General features: G+C 78.2%; 7 protein-coding genes. 1 reads left to right on the top strand and 6 read right to left on the bottom strand.

Annotated elements, in window-relative coordinates:
• Nucleotides 1-3 precede the first annotated feature (3 nt).
• The 5 genes from IEY94_RS19110 to IEY94_RS19070 all read right to left on the bottom strand — a co-directional run bounded on the left by IEY94_RS19110 (nt 4) and on the right by IEY94_RS19070 (nt 18969).
• On the bottom strand, nt 4-1032 hold the full coding sequence (locus IEY94_RS19110) for a ketoacyl-ACP synthase III family protein (protein ID WP_189171594.1): 1029 nt from the start codon (nt 1030-1032) through the stop codon (nt 4-6).
• Nucleotides 1032-9734 carry a type I polyketide synthase gene (locus tag IEY94_RS23705; RefSeq protein ID WP_229784258.1) on the bottom strand — a complete coding sequence of 2901 codons (8703 nt, stop codon included), beginning with the start codon at nt 9732-9734 and terminating at the stop codon, nt 1032-1034. Before IEY94_RS23705 ends, IEY94_RS19110 begins: the two co-directional genes overlap by 1 nt.
• Complete coding sequence (locus IEY94_RS19080; RefSeq protein ID WP_189171593.1) at nt 9731-15400, bottom strand: non-ribosomal peptide synthetase; 5670 nt, start codon at nt 15398-15400, stop codon at nt 9731-9733. Before IEY94_RS19080 ends, IEY94_RS23705 begins: the two co-directional genes overlap by 4 nt.
• 579 nt (nt 15401-15979) lie before the next feature.
• Nucleotides 15980-17383, bottom strand: a complete 1404-nt coding sequence (locus tag IEY94_RS19075; protein WP_189171592.1) for a class I SAM-dependent methyltransferase — start codon at nt 17381-17383, stop codon at nt 15980-15982.
• 332 nt (nt 17384-17715) lie between these two features.
• The gene (locus IEY94_RS19070) at nt 17716-18969 is read right to left on the bottom strand and encodes an MFS transporter (protein WP_189171591.1); all 1254 of its coding nucleotides are present in this window, start codon (nt 18967-18969) and stop codon (nt 17716-17718) included.
• 539 nt (nt 18970-19508) lie between these two features.
• Between IEY94_RS19070 and IEY94_RS19065 the strand changes: the two genes are divergently transcribed.
• Entirely contained in the window at nt 19509-20168 is a 660-nt protein-coding gene (locus IEY94_RS19065) for a MauE/DoxX family redox-associated membrane protein (RefSeq protein WP_189171590.1), read from the top strand.
• On the opposite strand, the gene IEY94_RS19060 is transcribed toward IEY94_RS19065, so the two are convergent.
• A complete protein-coding gene (locus tag IEY94_RS19060; protein ID WP_189171589.1) occupies nt 20155-20712 on the bottom strand; it encodes a hypothetical protein in 558 nt (185 codons plus the stop codon). The genes IEY94_RS19065 and IEY94_RS19060 overlap by 14 nt on opposite strands.
• Between the last annotated feature and the right edge of the window lie 58 nt (nt 20713-20770).

Here is a 20770-nt window from a genome sequence, read left to right as displayed (position 1 = left end):
CGGTCACCGCGGTCGCGGCGCGGCCTCGAGGATCAGGCAGGTGAAGGTGAAGCCGATGCCCACGCCGATCAGGGCCACGCGATCGCCCGGCGCGACCAGCCGGTGCCGGAGCAGGTGGTCGAGCGCGACCAACTGATCCACCGCGCCCAGGTGCCCGACCCGCCGCCCGAGTTGGTGCAGCGTGCGGGCCGGGTCCAGGCGCAGCGGCTCGGCGTACGCCGTACGGAACAGCGCCTCCCCGACGAACGGCGGGCACACCCACCGCAGCCGGTCCAGCGAGGTGTCCGCCTCGGCGAGCGCCCGCGCCGCCACCCGCTGTACGCCGGCGATGGACCGGGCCAGCACCGACGCCGGGGTGTGCCGGCCGGCGGCGAAGAACTGGCGGGCCCGCTGCCGCAGTACCAGCGGGCGGAGGATCGCGGTGGAGGCGCCGGTGAGCGGCTCGTCGCCGCGTTGCAGGCCGACCAGGCCGGCGTCGGTGTACGAGGCGGAGGACAGCAGGCGCAGCCGGCCGGTGCCGCGGCCGAGGACGGCGGCGCCGGCGCCGTCGCCGAAGACGACGCCGGAGTCCACATTCCACCGGTCGAACTGCGGTGCGGCGAACCGGTCCGCCGCGGTGACCAGGGCCGCCGACAGGTCCTTCTGCCCGGCCAGTTGGCCGGCGGCGAGTTCCAGGCCCGCCAGGGCGCTGTTGGACAGGCCGCCCAGGTGCAGGGACAGGCCGGACCACTGTTCGCCGATCAGCTCGGCGGCCACCGCGCAGGACGCCGACCACAGGTCCAGGCCCTGGAAGTAGACCGAGCCGTGCAGGTGGAGGCCGGGCGCGGCCGTACCGCCGGCGTGGGCCAGCGCGGCCCGGCCCGCGCGCACCGCCATGGCCGGCGGGTCGTGGTCGGACTCGGAGACCGACAGCAGGCCCGCTTCGGCCGCGTCCACCGCGTCGTAGCGGCCGTCGGCGACGGCCTCCGCGACCGGGGTGAGCTGGCCGAGGACGCTGCCGGTCCCGGTGATCCACACGTCGTCGTAGCGCATCAGCCCAGCCCCGCGGCCGGGGCGCGGCCGCCCGCCGCGGCCACCTCCCGGATCGGGTCGACGCCGCGGGGGAGGGCGGCGGAGACCAGCGGGGCCAGTTCCGGCGCGTGGATGACCGAGTAGTGGTGGCCGGGTACCCGGTGCACGTCGAGCCGCGGGCAGTAGGGTGCCCAGCCGAGGTCGGGCTCGTCGTAGGCGTCGTCGACGCCCATGCCGATCCGGGAGTTGCGCGGGGACGGGTCGGCGGCGCGCAGCAGGACGACCGGGACGCTGTCGTCCAGGGCGACGGCGTGGTGGTCGGCCAGGTCGCGCAGGTGCCGGCTGAACGCCGCCTGCCGCTGCCGCCGGCCGTCGTTGGGGTGCAGCAGGCCGGCCCGGGTCAGCTCCCGGGTGAGGCCGGCGGCGTCCAGGTCGTCGGGCAGGCCCAGTTCGAGGAACGCCTCGACGGAGCGCAGGTAGCGCAGGTGCAGCTCCGCCTCGGTGCGCGGCTCGTCCAGGCCCTCCAGCGCGATGATCCGTTCCGGGCTGTTGGCGTCGATCATGACGACCAGGTCGACCGCGGCGCCGTCGCGGCGCAGCGCGGCGGCCAGGTGGTGGGCGACGGTGCCGCCCATCGACCAGCCGCCGAGCAGGTACGGCCCGTCGCCGGCGTGGCGGCGCAGTGCGTGGCCGTACAGCGCGGTCAGGGCGTCGATGCCGTCGGGCGGGCGGTGGCCGGCCAGTTCCGGGTCGGTCAGGGCCAGGACCGGCCGCTCGGTGGTCAGCGATCGGGCCAGCTCGGCGTAGCAGCCCACGTCGCCGCCGGACGGGTGGAGCAGGACCAGCGGCACCCCGGTGCCCCGGCGCAGCGGGACGACGATGTCGTCGACGATCCGCGGAGCCGGCACCCGGTACCTTGTCGCATCGGCGGGCGGTGGGGCGCTCGGGCGCGGTTCGCCGACCCGGTCCCCGACCACGTGGCGGCCGCCGGCTGGCTCGCCCCCGGCGGGCACCTCGGGCGCGGCCGGCGGGGGCGGGGCGGTCAGGGCGGCGGCCAGCCCGGCGATGGTCGGGTCGGCCAGGAACCGGGCCGGCGGTACGGTCGCCTTCCGGTCGGCGTTCAGCCTGCGGAGCATCCGCAGGGCGCTGAGGGAGTCGCCGCCCAGGGCGAAGAACTCCGCCGCCCGGTCGCTCGGCGGGGCGCCGAGCAGGGGCTGCCACAGGTCGGCGATCTCCTGTTCGAGGCCGGGTCGCGGCGGTCCCGCTTTGTGGACGGCGCTGCGCCCCGGCGTACGGGTGGCGGGCGGGTCGTCGGCCTCCGGCAGGTCGGGGAGCGCCGACCAGGCGGCCGGTTCGGCGAGGCTGTGGGCGTGCGCGACCAGCCCGGCGAACAGCCGGTCCAGGTCGCCCGGGGCGAACACCTCGTCCACGCTGGCCAGCGACAGCACCAGCTCCTCGCCGACCTCGTAGAGCCGCAGCTCCAGCAGCACCTGGGGGGTCCGGATGCGCTGGTGGTGGTCGCTCTCGTCGACCCGGCCCAGCGGGCCGGCGTCGCTGTCCAGCGCCCCGCCCAGGGCGGTGTTGAGGCCGAGGGTGCTCTGGAACACCACGGGGGCGACGGGCCGGTGGCTGCCGCGCAGCCGCGCCAACTCCCGGGACACCTCGACGCCGGTGGTCAACTGGTGCGCCAGCGATTCGGTGATCCGGTCCTGCACCGCCCGGGCCGCGGCGGCGAAGTCCCGGCCCGGCCGCAGCGCCACCGGGACCAGGGCGGTCGCGGAGAACGCGCCGATCATCCGGTCGACGTCGGGGTGCAGCGGGTGCCGGCTGAACTGGAGCGTGTTCATCAGGAACCGGCGGTGCCCGGCCAGGCCGGCCACCGCGATCGCATAGCCCGCCGCGAGCGCCGCCGACGGCGTGACGCCGTGCGCCGCGCACTGGGCGCGCAGCCGCGCCCGGGTGGCGGCCGGCACGCGCGCCTCCCGGCTGCCCATGGCGTGCACGGTCACCGCGGCCGGCTCCGCGGCCAGCGGCAGCGCCGGGGCGGCGGGCAGGTCGGCGAGCCGGTCGGTCCACCACTGGCGGTCGGCGCGCCACTCCGGCCGGTCCGCGGCCCCGGCGACGGTGGTGACGTAGTCGCCGAAGTCGATCAGGAGCGGGGCGTGCACCGCGTTCGGGTCGGCCAGGTACGCCAGCAGCTCGCGGGCGAAGATCTGCGCGGACCAGCCGTCCGCGGTGAGCAGGCTGAAGGCCACGTGCAGCCGGCCGGCCCCGCCGGGCAGCAGGGTGAGTCCGACGGCGAAGCCGGGTCCGCGCTGGGGGTCCGGTCCGGTGGCCCCCATCCGCTCCCGGACCGCGGCGAGCCCGGTCCGCGCGGCGGCGTCGTCGGCGTCGCGCAGGTCGACCACGCGCACGGGTGCGGTCGCGGCGGCGGGGTCGTCCACCGGCAGGATCCGCTGGGTGCCGTCGGGCAACTGCCGGGCGCGCAGCATCGGCTGGTGGGCCATCATCCGCTCGACCGCGTCGACGAGGGCGGCCGGCGCCCGGTCGGCGTCGACACCGGAGAGGGCGACGTCGGTGTAGTAGTGGGCGGAGTCGTAGGACAGCTCCCAGCCGCCCTGCTGCCCGACGAAGTACGCCTGCTGCAACGGCATCAGCGGGAACGGCGCCGCCGGGTCGGGCCGGCGCCGCAGGCGCAGCCCGGCGGCCACCGGGCCGGCGGCGGCGGTCCGGCCGTCGAGGAGCGCGGCCAGCTCGGTGAGCGTGGATTCGGAGCGGACCTCGGGCAGGGACAGCTCCACGCCGAGGCGCTGGCGGACGAGGGCGGTCATCCGGACGGCGAGCAGCGAGTCCCCGCCGAGGCTGACGAACGTGGCGTCGTCGGCGATGTCGTCGCGGCCGAGCAGCTCGGCCCAGATGTCGCGCAGGGGGTCCCGGGTCGACGGCGCCGACGCCGGTGCCGTCGCGGCTGCTGCCGCCGCCGGTGCCGCTGCCGGCGCCGGGGCCGGCGCCCCGGCGGGCTGCGGGGTGACCGGGTCGTCCCACGAGCGGTCCGGGGCGGACAGGGCGGCGAGGAGGTCGACGTAGCCGGCGAACGCGGTCGCGGCGTCGTCGGGGTCCAGCGCCGCGGTGTTGACGTCCCACTGGAGCACCAGCGCGCCGCGGCGGGTGAACACCTGGTGGTCCAGCCACACCTGCGGGGTCTGGCTGACGCCGTGGACCACCGGGCCCAGCCACTCGTGGTCGTGCTCGACGCCGTCGGCGTCGCGGGCGATGTCGAGCATGCCGGTGAACACCACCGGGACGTTGCCGGCGTGCCCGCCGCGGCGGGCACGCTCCGCCAGCAGTTCCAGGCCGCCGTACTCGCGGTGGTCCAGGTCGTCGAAGAGCAGGTCCCGGGTGCGGCGGACCCGCTCGGCGAAGGTGGCCGGCCCGCGGTGGTCGACCTCGTGCAGCAGCAGGGAGGAGAACTCGCCGACGACCCGGTCGACGTCCGGGTGGGTGGCGGGGCGGTCGAACACGGTCAGGGTCAGGCTGAAGTGGTCGCTGCCCGACCACCGGGCCAGCGCGGTCGCGTACGCCGCCAGCAGTACCGCGGTCGGCGTCGCGCCCGCGGCGGCGGCCCGCTGGCACAGGCGCTGCCAGGCCGCGGCCGGCAGCTCGTCGGCGAGGCGGTGGAAGCGCGGCGTCCCGCCGGTCTCCCGGACGGGCAGGGGCGGGGCCGGCGGCAGCTCGCGGGCGGTCCAGTAGTCGCGGGCCCGGGCGTACCCGTCGGTGGTGCGGCGCTGTTCCAGCGCGGCGACGCAGCCGGCGAAGTCGATGCCGATCGGCGGCAGCGGCGCGGCCGGGTCGCGGTACAGCGCGCACAGCTCGCGGTCCAGGATCAGGTAGCTGGCCGAGTCGCACACCAGCACGTCCACCGACAGCAGCAGCCGCGAGGTGCCGTCGGGCAGGTGGACGACCTCGCTGACGATGAGCGGCCAGCGGGTCGGGTCGGCCACCCGGTGCGACAGCCGGTCCCGGCACGCGGCCAGCTCCGCCCCGGCCCGGGCGGGTTCGTGCCCGCGCAGGTCGGTGACCGGCACCCGGTACCGGGGTACGGCCGGCAGGACCAGGTTCTCGCCGTCGGCGGTGACCACGGCGCGCAGCATAGGGTGCCGGGCGATGGCGGCGTTCCAGGCCCGCTCGTAGCGGGGTACGTCCAGCTCGGCGCACTCGTGTTCCAGGTAGAAGTGGCAGCCGACGGAGCCCAGGGCGTAGTCGTCGGAGCGCCCCACCCGGTACGCGTGCTGGACCCTGGTCAGCGGGAACGGCGCCGCCGCGCGCGCGTCGGCAACCGGCGCGGTGGCCGGCGTGGCGGCGGTCGCCGGGGGCCCGGCGCTGTCCGGGTTGTCGGCGATCAGGGCGGCCAGCGCCGCCACGGTCGGGCAGGCGAGGAGGTCGCGCAGCCGGAGCCGGACGCCGTGCGCGTCGCGCAGCGTCGCCAGCACCCGGGTGGCGAGCAGGGAGTGGCCGCCGAGGGCGAAGAAGTCGTCGTCGGCGGAGTCCACGGTGCGGCCCAGCGCCTCGGACCACACCTGCGCGATCAGGCGCTGCCCGGCCGTGGCCAGCGCCGCGCCGCCGGCGGCCGGGCCGCTGACCGTGCGGGTGGGCAGCGCTACGGCGCGTTCGTTGAGCGGCGCCGGCGAGATCGCCACCTGGTCGGGGGCCCGCCCGGCGTGGCCCAGCGCGGCGACGGCGGTCAGGGCCCGCACGGCGTCGGCGGCGTCCAGCGCGTTGCGCATGGTGATCCCGGCGGCGGCCTCGGCCTCGGCGGCGGTGCCGAAGCGCCACCGGTCGAAGTCGACCGCCGTCCAGCCGGGCTCCGCGGCGGCCACGGCGTCGAGGAAGCGGCTGGCCGCCACGTAGGCGCCCAGGCCGAAGCCGCCGATCGTCCCGGCGGCGGACGACGCCAGCAGGACCGTCGGGCGCTGCCCGGTCCGGCGCAGCGCCGCCCGCAGCGCCAGTACGCCGTCGACCTTGGGGGCCAGCACCGCCGCGGTGGTGGCGTCGTCGCGCTCGGCCAGGCCGGCCAGCGCCACCACCACCGGGGCGTGGATCACGAGGTCGAGCCGGCCGTGCGCGGCGACGATCCCGGACACGGCGGCGCCCAGCGCCGCGGCGTCGGTCACGTCGCAGGCGTGCGTCTCGACCCGGGCGCCGGCGGCGCGCAGCCGCGCCACCGCCTCCCGCCGCTGCGCGGGCGCCGCGGCGAGGTCGGTGCGGCCGAGCAGGGCGACGGTCGCGTCGTGCGCCGCGCACCAGGCCCCGGCCACGGCGAGTCCCACGCCGCCCAGGCCGCCGGTGATGAGTACCACCGGGGCGGCCGGCAGGTCCGGCACGTCGTCCGGCTGCCAGGGCGCCCACTCGCGCAGCCAGCGGCGGCCGGCCCGGACGGCGACCTCCCAGCAGCGCCGCCGGGGGGAGGCGACCAGGTCGGCGGCCTCGGCGAGTACGGCGGCGGCGTCCACGGCGCGCAGGTCCAGGCAGCGCCAGTGCAGGCGGGGCAGTTCCTGGCCGAGTACCCGGGGCAGGCCGCGCACCGCGGCGGCCGCCGGGTCCACCGGCTCGCCGCCGTCGACCGGCTCGGCGTCCACGGTGACCTGCAACAGGGCCAGCGGCGCGTCGGCCCCGGCGCCGGCTTGCGCCAGGCCGCCGTAGGCGGCCACCGCGCGGGCCACCCGGTCCCCGGCCGGGCCGCCGTCGAGCCCGATGAGGCTGACCACGCCGGTGGTGTCGGCGCCGAGGCGGTCGACCGGCTCCGCGCCGGCGGCGCGCAGCGCGTCGGCCACCCGCCCGGCGTACGGGTGGGGTCCGGCGACCAGCCACCGCTGCCCGGCCAGCCGCGCCGGCGGGAGCGGGGGGAGCTGCCGCCACGCGGGCAGGTGCAGCGGGGCGGCGGCCGACGGTTCGTCGGCGGCCTCGCCGGGCGCGCGGTGGCCGGCGGTGCGCGGCCGGGGTTCGATCCAGAAGCGGCGGCGACCGTACGCGTACCCCGGCAGCGGCACCCGGCGGCGCGGGGCGGCGAGCGTCGCGGCGTGGTCGATCGGCACGCCGTGCTGCCACAGCCGCCCCAGCACGCCGAGCAGCTCGGCCCGGCCCGCCGGCTCGTCGTCGGCGCGCCCCAGCGTGGTGAGCGCCGCCGGTACGGCCGGGCGGCCGTGCCGGGCGGCCAGGGAGGCGATCAGCGCACCCGGCCCGACCTGGACCACGACCGCGGGGCCGGCGTCGCCGACGGCGGTGTCCAGCGCGGCGCCGAAGCGCACCGGGGCGCGCAGGTGCCGCACCCACCGCTGCGGGTCGGCCAGGTCCGCGGCGTCGGCGAGCCGGCCCGTGATCGTGGTGACCAGCGGGACCCGCGCGGGCCGGGGGGACAGGTCGGCGGCGGCGCGCGCCAGGGCCGGCATCGCCGGCTCCACCAGCCGCGAGTGGGCGGCGACGTCCACCCGGACCGGGCGGGCGTCGACCCCGCGGCCGGTCAGCTCGTCGCGGAGGGCGCGCACGGCGTCGGCCGGGCCGGCCACGGCGCAGGCGTCGGCGGCGTTGACGGCGGCGATGTCCAGGGCGGGGTGGCGGCCGAGCAGGTCGGCGACCTCGGCCTCGGGCAGCGGTACCGCGAGCATCGACCCGGCCGGCAGGCCGGCCATCAGCACCGACCGCTCGGCGACCAGGGCGGCGGCGTCGTGGAGATCCAGGGCGCCGGCGGCGACCGCGGCGGCGTACTCGCCGATGCTGTGCCCGAGGACCACGTCGGGGCGGACCCCCCAGTGGTGCAGCAGCGCCAGGGTGGCCATGCTGACGGTGAACAGCAGCGGCAGTCCGGTCCGCGGGTCGCGGGCCCGGGCCACGGCCGCCGGCTCGCCGGCGGCCCGGACGTCGGCGCGCAGGTCGACCCCGATGCGGCCGGCGAACGCGTCCGCCAGCTCGTCGACGGCGGCGGCGAACACCGGTTCCTGCCGGTAGAGCACCCGGCCGGCGCCGGCGAACTGCGCCCCGCCGCCGGGGAACGCGTACACCAGCCGGGCGGGCCCGGCCGGCGCGGCCGGCCGGGCGGCGGCCAGGGCGGCGGCGGCCGCGGCCGGGGCGGCGGCGACGGCGATGCGGTGCGGCATGGCCGGCCGGCCGACCGCGAGGGTGTGCGCGACGTCCGCGAGGTCGACCGGTGCGCCGGCCGGCGCGGCGCCGACCGCGCGGTCGCCGGCCGGCGGACCGGAAGCCGTGACGTGGCCAGCGGTGGTCGGCTGGTCGGCGGTCGTGAGGTGACCAGCGGCGGCCGGCGGGTCGGCGGTGGCGAGGTGGTCGGCGAGGGCGGCGGCGGTCGCCTGGCCGGCGGCCGCGGTGGCCGCGGAGACCAGCAACAACTGCGGCCGGTCGTCGGGCCGGGCCGGGGCGGCGGCCGGCGCGGCGGCCAGGACCATGTGGCAGTCGACGCCGCCGATGCCGAACGAGCTGACGCCGGCCCGCCGGTCGGCGCCGGTCCAGGCGCGCGCCTCGGTGACCAGGTCGAACGCCGACCCCGGCAGTTCCAGCGCGGGGCTGGGGTCGGCGGCGTGCAGGGTGGCCGGCAGCACCCCCTCGCGGAGCGCGAGCACCGTCTTGATCAGTCCGGCGACGCCGGCCGCGGAGTCGGCGTGGCCGATGTTGCCCTTCACCGAGCCGAGCCCGCACCAGGGCGCGTCGGCCGGGCCGAACACCTCCCGCAGCGCCCGTACCTCGATCGGGTCGCCCAGCGCCGTGCCGGTGCCGTGGCCCTCCACGTAGGAGATCCGGTCGGGCGGGGTGTCGGCGACGGCGAGCGCCTCGGCGATGACCCGCGCCTGGCCGGCGGCGGCCGGTGCGGTGAAGCCGGCGCGGGCCGGCCCGTCGTTGCCGGTCGCCGACCCGAGGATGACCGCGTGGACGTGGTCGCCGTCGGCGGTCGCGTCGGCGAGCCGGCGCAGGACCACCACGCCGGCGCCCTGGGTGAACACGGTGCCGGTCGCGCCGGCGGCGTACGAGCGGGTGTGCCCGTCGGTGGAGAACGGCCCGTCGGGGACCGCCAGGTAGCCGCGGCCCTGCGGTACCCGCAGTGACACCCCGCCGGCCAGCGCGGTGTCGCACTCGCCCGCGGCCAGCGCCTGCACCGCGAGGTGTACCGCGACCAGCGACGTGGCGCAGGTCGCCCCGACGGCCACGGCGGGGCCGGTCAGTCCCAACCGGTACGCGACGTGCAGGGGCAGGTAGTCGGCGACGTTGCCGGTGTGCAGGGCGAGGCTGCCCGCCGGGTCGGCGCCGCCGAGCGGGTCGAACCGGTGGGCGAGGTTCGTGGCGAGGTAGCCGGACAGGGCGGCGCCGGCGTACACGCCGATGCTGCCCCCGGTACCCCCGCCGGCGTGCCCGGCGTGCTCCAGCGCGTGCCGGGCGCACTCGAGGAACACCCGGACCTGCGGGTCCAGCAGCGGCGCCTCGGCCTCGCTGATGCCGAACGCGTCCGGGTCGAACTCGTCCTGGCCGGCGATCAGCCCGCCGACCGGTACGTAGGACGGGTTGCGCCGCAGCGCCGCCGGCACGCCGCGGTCGGCGAGTTCGGCGTCGGTGAACCGGGTCAGTCCCTCCCGGCCGTCGCGCAGGAGCCGCCAGTACGCCCCCGCGTCGGGGGCACCGGGGTAGCGGCAGGCGAGGCCCACCACGGCTATCGCGGTCATCGGGGCGTCCCTTCGGCGATCAGGCGGCGGCGTTGCCCGCGGCTGCGGGCGGCGAGCAGCGGATCGGGGGCGGGCGGTGCGACCCGCTGGCGGGGGACCGGTGACCCGGTACGCGGTCCCGGTTCGGGCGGCGCGGCATGGGGGTTCGGTTCCGGCGGCGCGGCCCGGGGTCCGGGTTCGGGGGGTGCGGCACGGCGTTCCGGGGCGGGCGGTGCGGCGGGGTCGTCGGCCGTGGCGAGGTGGGTGGCGGCGGCGCGGATGCTCGGGTGGGCGAACAGGTCGAGCACCGACAGTCGGGGCGCGGCGGCCCGCAGCCGCTGGTGCAGGCTGACCAGTGTGAGGGAGGTGGCGCCGGACTCGAAGAAGGAGCGGGCGGGGTCGAGGCTCCGCGCCGGTACGGCCAGCAGCTCCGCCATCGCGCCGGTGATCCGCTCCTCCCAGGCGGCCCGCGCCGCCGTCGCCGGTGCCGGCGTCGGCCGGCCGGCCGGCCGGGAGTCGAACGCCGCGAGCGGCCGGGCCGGGTCCCCGTCGGCCGGCCCGCCGGCCGCGGCGGCCAGGTCGCGGCCCGCCAGTGCCGCCGGGTCGGCGTGCGGCCAGGACGCCGGGTCGGTGAGGGCGTGGAGCAGGTCGCGCTGGGCGGCGAACAGGTTGTCGAGGTAGCCGGGCGGGAAGGCGGCGTCCACGGCGTCCCAGTTGACCCGTAGCTCGCCGGCCGCCTCGAACACCTGGCAGTCCAGCACCACGTGCGGGGTCTGGCTGATCGCGTACACCGTCTCGCCGAACCCGGCCAGCAGGTGCGAGGCGTCGACCGCCGCGCCGCCGCCGTCCACGGTGCTGCCCAGGCCGCTGGAGAAGACCACCGGCAGGACGACCTGCCGGCCGCGGTCCGCGGTGAGCTGCCGCAGTACCTCGTTGCCGTGCACGCCGTGCGGGCCGGTGGTGTGCTCCAGGTCGCGCAGCAGGCGGCCGCTCAGCGCGCGGGCCCGGTCGGCGAGCAGCGGGGCGTCGCCGCCGGCGTCGACGAGCGCGGTGGAGGTGTAGTCGCCGACCACCCCGGCGTGGCCGGGGGGACGGTCGAACGTGGTCACCACCAGCGTCCCCGCCGGCCGGCCGGTGCCGGCGCGCAGCACGTCGGCGAACGCGGTCAGCAGCGCCGCCGACGGCGTCACCCCGTTGGCGGCGGCGTGCCTGCGCAGCGCCGACCACTGGTCGGGGGCCAGGACGGTACGGCGCCGGGTGAACCGGACCCGCCCGCGGCCGGGCGGCCGGATCGGCAGCCGGGGCCCGTCGGGCAGCTCGCCGGCGCGGTCGCGCCAGTACGCTTCGGCGGCCCGGCGGCGCGGGCCGGTGGCCGCGGCCGCCACGGCGGCGGTCCAGTCGGCGAAGTCGGCGGCGGGGCCGGCGGGCAGGGCCGCCGGGTCGTCGTAGGCCCGGGCCAGCTCGTCGGCGACGGTGGTGGCGCTGCGGGCGTCGCAGAAGATCAGGTCCAGTCCGAGGTGGAGGCGCCAGCGCCGGCGGCTCAGCCGGGTCGCGGTCACGTGCAGGGTCGGCTCGCCGGTGGGGTCGACGATCCGGTGGGAGAGGTCGCGGCGCAGGCCCGCCAACCGCGTCGACTGCTCGGCGGGCGGGTACCCGGACAGGTCGACGACCGTCAGTTCGCCGGCGGGCGCGGCCGCCCGGACCTGCTGGCGGGTGTCGGCGGTCACGACGGCGCGCAGCATCGGATGCCGGGCGACGACCGCGGCCAGCGCGCGGCGCAGCCGGTCGACGTCGAGGTCGTCGCGCTCCACCTCGGTGTAGTAGTGCGGCGCGACCGGGTCGCCGAGCCAGCGGTCGGCCCGGCCGACCAGGTACGCCAACTGCATCTCGGTCAGCGCGAACGGCTCGGTGGCGGGCGCCGCCGGCGGCCCGTCGAGCCGCATCTCGACCAGGGCGGGGCCGTCGGCGACCCGGATCCGCGGCGGCGGCAGGCCGACGCGGCCGGCCTGCTCGGCGGCGGCGTCGAGCCAGTCCCCGGCGGCGCGCAGGGCGTCGGGCAGGGGCCGGTCGGGGTCCGCGCCGAGGCGCAGCGTCAGGTGCAGCCCGGCAGGCGGCAGGGGCAGCCCGCCACCCGCCGCGGCGGGCAGCCCGGCCGGTCCGGTGGGCGGCCCGGCAGGTCCGGCGGGCGGCCCGGGCGGTGCGGCGTCCGGGGCCGGCCCGGCGGTCGCCGTCGCCGCGGGCGCGTCGCGCACCGCGGGACCGTCGGCCGGCGCGATGCCGTCGAGGAGCGCGGTGATGCTGGGCGCGTCGACCAGGTCGGCGAAGGCCGGCCGCTGCCCGGTGAGGTCCTCGACCAGGTTGGCCAGCCGGACGACCTCCAGCGAAGTGGCGCCGGCCGGGATCAGCCCGAGGCCGAAGTCCGCCGTACCGAGCATGTCGCGCAGCGCCGCCGCCAGCGCCCCGCGGACGCCGGGCTCCGCCGGGCCGGGCGCCGCGGGCACCGGGGCCGGCCGGCTCGCCGCGAACGGGTCGGGCAGCGCCCGGTGGTCGATCTTCCCGTTGTCCGTGACCGGCAGCGCCCCGAGCACCACGAACCGGCTCGGCACCAGGTAGTCGGGGAGCTGCTGGGTCAGGTCCCGGGCGAGGGTCCGCTCGACGTCGGGCAGCGGGTGGTGCAGCGAGACGTGGGCGACCAGCCGGGGCCGGCCGTCCGGGCCGGGCAGCGCGGAGGCGACCGCCTGCCGGACGGCCGGGTGCCGGACCAGCGCGGCCTCCACGTCACCCAGCTCGATCCGGTGCCCGCGCACCTTGACCTGCCGGTCGGTGCGGCCCAGGAACTCGATGTTGCCGTCCACGCGCCAGCGCCCGAGGTCGCCGGTGCGGTAGAGCCGCTCGCCCAGTACGGGGTGCACGGCGAACCGGGCGGCGGTCTGCTCGGCGTCGCCGAGGTACCCGTCGGCGAGCCCGGCGCCGGCGATGAACAGCTCGCCGGTCCGGCCCACCGGGCAGGGCGCGCCGGCGGGGTCCAGGATGTAGAAGAACTGCTCGCGCAGCGGCCGCCCGTACGGGATGCTCGGCCAGCCCGGGTCGACGTCGCCGATGGGGTACGTGATCGACCAGATCGCCGCCTCGGTGGCGCCGCCGAGGCTGATCACCTCCGCGTCCGGGGCCAGCGCGCGGATCCGGTCGGGCAGCGCCACGGGGATCCAGTCGCCGGAGAGCAGGACCAGGCGCAGGCCGCGCAGCGCCGCGGCGGCGTCCGGGTCGCCCTCGGCGTACTCCACCAGCATCTCCAGCAGCGCCGGGGCGGTGTTCCAGACGGTGACCGCGTGCTGCGCGATCAGCCGGCACCAGTACTGGGGGTCGCGCAGCCGCGCCGGCTCGGGCAGGACGAGCGCCCCGCCGGCGCCGAGTACGCCGAAGATGTCGTACACCGACAGGTCGAAGCTCAGCGCCGACAGGCCCAGCACCCGGTCGCCCGGCCCGATGCGGTACCGGGTGGTGATGTCGTCGATGGTGGTCCGGGCGGCGGCGTGGCTGACGGCCACGCCCTTGGGCTGGCCGGTCGAGCCGGAGGTGAAGATCGCATAGGCGAGGCCGGACGCCGCGCGGCCGGCGGCGGGCGGCGGCGCGGCGGTGCGGCCGCCGGTCGTGACGGTGGTCAGCCCCGCCGGCAGCGCGGCCGGCGCGTCCGGAGCCACGACGGCCCGCCGGATCCCCGCCCGCCGGCAGACGGCCTCGATCCGCGCCGCCGGCCAGCCCGGATCCACCGGCACGTACGCCGCCCCCGCACCCAGCACGCCGAGCACCGCCGCGATCTGGTCCGGGCACTTGGGCAGGGCGACGAGCACCGGCTCGCCGGCCGCCACCCCCGCGGTACGCAGCGCCGCGGCGACGGCCCCGGCGCGGCCGGCGAGGTCGGCGTGGCTCCAGGGCCGGCCGCCGCCGAGCACCGCCGGCGCGTCCGGGGTCCGGGCGGCCACCCCGGACGCCGGGTCGTGCAGCAGCGGCCCGGCGTCCGGGTAGGGGGTGGGCGCGGCCGGCTGCCGCGACCGGAAGGTGGGGTCCCAGCCCGGGTCCGGCGCCCGCCACGGCGCGTCGGAAGCCGCGAGCGCGGTGAGCAGCCGGTGGTGGGCGTCGGCGAGGCCGTCGACGTACCCGGCGGGGAAGGCGCGCACGGCGGCGTCCCAGCAGACGCGGAGCCGGCCGTCCTCCTCCCAGACGAGGTGGTCCAGCGCCACCTGCGGGGTCTGGGAGACGCCGTACACCTCCTCGCCGAGCCAGCCCGCCCCGTCGGTGGGCAGCCCGACGCCGGAGGTGAACACCACGGGGAAGCCGGGCCGGGCGGCCGCGGGCAGGTCGCGCAGCACCTCGACGCCGGTCACCCCGGTGTGGTCCAGGGCCGCCCAGAACCGGGCGTTGACATCGGCGGCGTAGTCGGCGAACGGGGTGCCCGGCCCGGGCGCGGGCAGCCCGACCAGGGCCGTACCGGTGAAGTCGCCGACGACGCCGTCCGCTCCGGCAATGTCGGGGCGGTCGTAGACGGTGGCGTTGAGGGTGAAGTCCCCGTCGGCGCCCCACCGGGCCAGCGTCAGCGCCAGCGCCGCGAGCAGGGTGGCGGTCGCCGAGACGCCGTGCCGGGCCGCCGCGGCGCGCAGCGCCGCCCACGCCTCGGCCTCGAGCCGGCGGCCGTGCCGGGCGAACTGCGCCCCGGTGAGCGTCTCGGGCAGTTCGGCGTACGGCAGGTCCGGCGCGGGCGGCAGCAGCGGCCCCTGCGCCCGCCACCACGCCCGGTCCCGGTCGCGGCGTTCGCGCTCGGCGGGGTCGGCCGCCCGCCGCCGGAGCACGTCCAGGAAGGTCAGCGGTACGGCGGGCAGCGCGCTCCCCGGCGCGGCGACGAGCCGGCCCCACTGCCGCAGCAGCAGCCGCCAGCTCGCGAAGTCCAGGATCAGCACGTCGAAGCCGACGAACAGCCGGGTACGGCCGTCCGGGCACAGCGCGGCGTGCAGGTCGAACAGCGGCCACCGGTCGGTCGGCAGGACCCGGTGCGAGCGCTCCGCGCGCAGCTCCGCCAGGGCCGCGGCCGCCCGCTCGGGCGTGGCCCGGCGCAGGTCGGTGCGGCCGATCCGGTACCGGGGCACCCGGTCGGCGACCCGCTGGCGGCCGTCCCGGCCGACGGTGGCGCGCAGCATCGGATGGTGGCGGACGAGCCGGTCCCACGCCTCCTCCAGCGCCGCGAGGTCGGTTTCCGGGTCGGCGGGGCGCCGGTCGTACTCGTGGTACCAGTAGGTGGCCACGCCGCCCAGCGGCAGCCCGGGTTCGCGGCCGGCCCAGTAGGCGGCCTGCACCGGGGTCAGCGCCGCGCCGTCCGGGTCGGCGGGGTCCGCGGCGGGCTCCGCCGGCGGTACGGCGGTGCGGGAGCCGGGGTCGGCGGCGGGGGAGCCGTGGCCGGCGGCGGCGACGGCGGCCACGACGTCGCCGACCAGGTGGTGCCCGAGCAGCGCGGTGAGCGGCAGGGCGACGCCGGCGCGCTCGGCGAGGTCGCGGCGCAGCCGGACGGCGGTGAGGGACTCCAACCCGAGCGCGGCCAGCGGGGTGTCGGCAGTGATGCCCGGGGTCGGGACGGCGAGATGACGGGCGATGGCGTCGCGCACCATCGCTCCGGCGAGGTCACGGTCGATCGGCATGGGTTCCTCCGCCTGAAGGGGAAGAGCTCGAAGGAATCGAAGCCTGGGTATATGGAAAATTAATGTCAATAGGCCGCAAGCCATTTGACTTGCGCATCGAAACTGTCAAGAAAGGCGATCTCGCGAACCGTCGGCGCGCAGGATGAGGTCAACCGTCCATCGGGGACGCGGCCACGGATATCCACCCCGGACCGCCGCTCGCGCGCTCGGGGGATGCTCGTGGGCCGTCGCGTACCGGCGCGGCTGCGACCGGGGCGGCCGTGGCCACTCCGGCGCGGCGCTGCGGCAGTGCGGCCATGCGGCGGTGCGGCAGTGGTGCCCGGGTTCGTGCGGGTACTGCGCCGGCAGCGCTCACGGCGGGATCGGCGGCGGCGGGCGCGGCCGGGTCGGGCAGCGCGGGCGGCCGGTGGTTGGCCCGGGCGACGACTCCGGGCGCCCGCTCGCCTGCGCCCGGTCGCGGCGCTGGGCGGGGCCACAGTGGCTCCGCCGCCGAGCACCGGGCCGGGTGGTACGACTCTGCCGGCGGGTCCGTCGGCGGTGCTCAGCGTGTCGGGCCGGGCGGGTGGCGGCGGTGCGTCGTCAGCGCGGATCCGGCAGCGTCGGCGCCACGGTGACCTGCGGCGGGTCCGGCAGCCGGCCGGCGAGGAACCGGCGCAGGCCGGCGGGGTCCGGGCGCAGCCGGGTCCGGGCCACGTGCACGTGCTGGCCCAGCGCGGCGACCGGGTGCCCGCCGCCGGGCAGCGCCCAGAGCGGGTCGAAGCCCGCCCCGGCGGCCGCCGCGCGCCACTGCGCCACCGTCGGGAAGATCTGGTCGCGCTCGGCGCGCCCGTCGGCGAACCGGGCGTCGGGGTCGGCGGCCGGCGGCGACATCAGGAACTCCGTCGAGGTCATGATCTGCGGGTGCTCCCGGCTGGTGTCGATGAACACCAGCCAGCCGCCGGGCGCCAGGAGCCGGTACAGCGCCGCCATGAGCGCCGCGGTGTCGACCGCGTTGTGCAGCACGTTGGCCGCCAGCACCACGTCGACGCTCCCGGCGGGGTAGCCCTGCGCCGCGAGGTCGCCGTTGACGTCGCACCGGCCGTACCGCACCCACGGCCAGCGGCCGAACATCTCCCGCCCGACGCCCAGGAAGAACGGCGACACGTCGGTGAACCGGTAGTCGACCGCGCTCGGCGAGTCGGCCAGCGCCGGGATCACCACCGCGCTGGTACCGCCGACGCCGGCCCCGATCTCCAGGACCCGCAGCGGCGTGTCGTCGGCGTGCCAGGCCGCCGCGTGGCACAGCGTCGCCGCGGCGACGCCGTTGACGTACCGGCTGGCCAGGTTGTCGCGGTACGTGCTGTCGGCGGTGTCGGTGCGACCGTCGGGGAACATGAGCTGCTGGACCGTCACCTCGTCGCGCAGCAGCTCCGGCAGGCTGCGGGCGCAGCGGGCGAGGAACTGCCCCATCTGCTCCCCGTGGCCCAGCCCCGCCGCCGCGGCGTCCAGCCGGGCCAGGTCGGCGTCGAGGCCCCCGGCGGTACAGGGGCGCTCGGCCCGGTAGGCCGCCCGGTCGACGGCGGTCAGCACGCCGACCCGCGCCAGCTCGCGCAGCCAGCGCCGGGCCACCCGCCGGTGCCGGGGAGCCACGGCCAGCGCGGCCAGCACCTCCGCGGTCGAGTGCACGGTACCGGCGGCGGTGAACAGGCCCGCCCCCGCCAGCGTCGCGCCCATCGCGGCGTGCGCGGCGCCGTCCAGGACGGCCACCCGGTCGGCGACGGCGGCCCAGTCGACGGGGCCCAGCGCGGCCAGGCCGGCGGCGTGGGCCACCTCCCGCGCGGCGCGGTCGGCGGGCAGCGTCGGGGCCGCCGGCTGGGCCAGCAGGCGGCCGCCGGCGGCGTGGGTGGCGGCGACGGCCGGATGCCGGCGCAGCCACCCGGCCGCGGTGGCCAGGGGAGCGGTCGACGGGGAGACAGCGGGGTCGGATACGGCGAGGTCAGCCATGGCAGGCGCTCCGATCACGGGTCGCGGGCGGGATGCGGGAGGGGCCGGACGGGTCCGCGCGGCGGCGCCCGGGTCGCGGCCGGCGGCGTGCGCGCCGCACCGGCGGCGTGGTCGGCTCCGCGCCCGCGGCCGCGGCGATCCCGGCCGCGCCGGTACCGGCCGGAGCGGAACCGGACGGCGGGCGGGGTCGTACCGGGCCGGGGCCGACCATGGGAACCCTCCAATGCGGGCGGACCACTGTTCGCCACGGTAGGGAGTGCGTCTGCAAATGGCAACTATGTTCATTAAGGTGCATGCGTGGCGCTCGCCACCCCGGCCCGGCGTCCGGCCGTTCAGTCCCCCCGGTCGGCGCGCGCTCCCGGCGCGGCCGGTCGACGCGGTGGCGCCGCGGCCAGCGGCGCGAACGCCGCGCCGAGCAGGAGCACGCACGCCGCGATCGGCGCGGCCGCCGGCCGCCACTGGTACAGCGCCGTACCCGCCATCGGACCGATGATGAAGGCGGCCGCGTTGGCCGCCCCGACCAGCCCGGCGACGCCACCCTGCTGGGCCGGCGCGTACCCGAGGGTCGCCCCCGTCGTGTAGCCCGGCACCGCCAGGCCGAGGCCGACCCCCACCGCGGCCATGCCGCCGAGGACGGCGGCCACGCCGGCCGCGCCCACCAGCAGTGCGCCGCCGAGGGCGGCCAGCAGGGCACCGACCGCGATGAGGCGCCGGGGGGACCACCTCAGCAGCCGGACCAGGACCGTCTGCGCGACCAGGTACCCGGCTCCGGAGCTGACGAGCGCGAGCCCGGTGAGGCGGGCGGTGTGGGCGTGCGTCGCGTCGAGGCGGTCCTGGATGAGGAAGCCGACGGTGATCTGCACCATGCCCAGCGCCACCAGCACGCCGACCCCGCAGCACAGGTACGGCAGGAGCCGGCGCTCCCGCCAGCTCACCCGCGCGGTGCCCCGGGGTGCCGGCGGCATCCCGCCGGCGGGCAGGCGCGCCGCGACGACGGCGGCGGTGACCAGCAGCAGCGCCGGCGCCGCGTACAGCGGTGCGGTCAGCGACAGCCCGCTGAGCGCCCCGCCGATGAGCGGCCCGACGATCAGCGCCAGCCCCTGCGCCGCGCCGACCATCCCCAGCGCGCGTGTGCGCGCCGCCGGGTCGTCGATCGAGGCGGCGATGTACGTCTGGGCGGTGACCGGCAGGCCGGCGATGCCCGCGCCGAAAACCAGAGCCCGGCTGGCGATGAGCGCCGCCCACAACGCCGCGCCGGTCACCATCCCGGCCAGCCCGAGGGGTACGGCGACGGCGAACGCGGCGGAGCCCGCCGCCGCCAGCGCGAGCGCGGCCAGCATGGTCGCGCGGTACCCGGTGCGCCCGATCCGCCTCCCCCACGCGGGGCTCGCCACCATCACCACCGCCGCCGCCCCGGCGATCAGCAGGCCGAGCCCGGCTTCGCCGACCTCGAACCGGCGGGCGAGCGGGGGGAGTACCGGCGTCAGGGTCTGCTGGGCGGCGAACGCACCGAAGACCGCGACCTGCACGACGGCCGGGCGCACGGGCGGGGCGGCGGGAGCTTCCGCCGGGCGGGTCGCGCTCATCGAGTACCGCTGGCCGGGGGGTGCCAGCCCCGGTCGGGTGTGCCCGTGATCTCGTCGGGTATACGCGTGATCCCGGCGTGGTGGGTGATCGCCGCTGCTGCCGAAGCCCCTGGTTGCGCAGTCATCAACGCATTGTCCGATCGGCATTTGTCGATCTGTAGTGCCACCTGAGCATGAGCGGCCATGCCACGGGGATCGCCACCGGCGCGGTCGCCCGCACGCGGACGATGTGCGAATGGAACTGTCGGCTGGGTGCCGCGCGAAACCATCGCCCGCCGGTGGCACCATTCGGCTATTGTGCGTTGGTATCGTTCATCGACACGGAGTCGCTCGCGACACAAAGGACGTTCGCAGCACAGGGACGTTCGCAGCACAGGGGACGCTCGCGGCACAAAGGACGATCGTGCGCTGGGGTCCGACTACAGCAGAGGTGGTCGGCGCATGTCCCGGTGGATCCCCGGCAGCTCCCGACAGTCGCCCACCTCGCCGAACGACAGCAGGCATCCGCCTCCCGCCGGCCCGTCGGGTGAGTCCCCATCGTGATCACCTTCGCGGCACTCCTCGGCGCCGTGGCCTGCGGGGCGGCCGGGCTGCTCGTGGCGGGCGGAATCATCCACCTCCGCGACCGGGACGGGCTGCGGGCGCTGCTGGACAGCCACGCCGTGCTCCCCGGCCGCTGGCGGGGGGCCGCCGGCCGGGTCGTCGGGCCCGCCGAGGCGGTGACCGGCGCGGCCACCCTGGCCGGCTGGTTCCTCGCGCCGCTCGGATTTCGGGTGGCGGCGACCGCCACCGCTGCCTGGTACCTCGCCTTCAGCCTGTACACCGCCAGCATCCTGCGGGGCGGCCGCGCGCCCGCCTGCGGCTGCCTGGGCTCGACCGAACCGGTTTCCCGGACCGTGGTCCTGCGCGCTGCCGTGCTGGCCGCCGGCTCGGCGGCTGGCGCCTGGTGCGGTTCCCCCTACCCGCTCGGCTCCCCGCCCGCCGTCCCGCTGACGCTGGGCGCGGTTGCCGTCGTCACCGCCGGCGTCGCCTGGCTGCTCCCCGTGCTGATCCCCGCCGCGGGGCGCACAGGGCGGGAACGGCCCTCGCCCGCGACGGCGCGGGCCCGTACCCCCCGAGCGTCGCGGCCGGCCCGCGGCCGGACGCTGTCGGGGTCGGCCCGTTCGGACCGACCCCGCCCAGCACCTAGACCACGCTGATCGTGTGCAGTCGAGTGGTCAGGTTGTCCTTCTCGCCGCTGCCCGTGACGGTCTGGGTGGACGTCACCCTCGCCCGGATCGGCTGTGCGCAGCTCACCGAGGCCGGGGCCGGCGAGCGGTGTTCGGCCTCGATCGGCTGCCAATCCTTCGGACCGCGGAACGAGACGCTCGTGGGCGGCGCCGACGCGGTGCCGAAGTCGGTGAGCACGTCGATCGTCGCCTTCGTCGACTCCGCCAGCGTGACCGCGCCGATGAACTCCGAGGCAACCCGGACCGTGCCGGTCGGTCGGGCGCAGTGGATCCCCACTTCGACCGTGCAGGTGTTCGGGCTGCCCGGTCCGGCGATCAGCCACCACTGCAGGGCCACGCTGGACTTGTTCTCGCTCGGGCGGATCGCGGTGTCCTGCATCGTGCAGCTCGTGCCGGAGATGCCGAGTACCTCCACCGTGGCGGTGGCGGACCCGGCGGCGGCCGCCGGTGGCACCCCGACGGCCCCGCCCAGGACGGCCGTACACACGCCGAACAGCACTGCGTGGCCTCTCATGGTTCTCCTTCGGTCGGCGGGTGCGGCGGTGGAGCGCGGCGGGGGCGCGGCCGGGGGC

The organism is Pilimelia anulata (assembly GCF_014647895.1).
Lineage (GTDB): Bacteria > Actinomycetota > Actinomycetes > Mycobacteriales > Micromonosporaceae > Pilimelia > Pilimelia anulata.
The sequence above is the reverse complement of the archived record's forward strand: the minus strand, read 5'-3'. Positions and strand labels throughout refer to the sequence as shown.

Coding starts and splice junctions, on each gene's coding strand:
- IEY94_RS19080 (WP_189171593.1), bottom strand. CDS start 15,400: ATGCCGATCGACCGTGACCTCGCCGGAGCGATGGTGCGCGACGCCATC.
- IEY94_RS19075 (WP_189171592.1), bottom strand. CDS start 17,383: ATGGCTGACCTCGCCGTATCCGACCCCGCTGTCTCCCCGTCGACCGCT.
- IEY94_RS19060 (WP_189171589.1), bottom strand. CDS start 20,712: ATGAGAGGCCACGCAGTGCTGTTCGGCGTGTGTACGGCCGTCCTGGGC.
- IEY94_RS23705 (WP_229784258.1), bottom strand. CDS start 9,734: ATGACCGCGATAGCCGTGGTGGGCCTCGCCTGCCGCTACCCCGGTGCC.
- IEY94_RS19070 (WP_189171591.1), bottom strand. CDS start 18,969: ATGAGCGCGACCCGCCCGGCGGAAGCTCCCGCCGCCCCGCCCGTGCGC.
- IEY94_RS19110 (WP_189171594.1), bottom strand. CDS start 1,032: ATGCGCTACGACGACGTGTGGATCACCGGGACCGGCAGCGTCCTCGGC.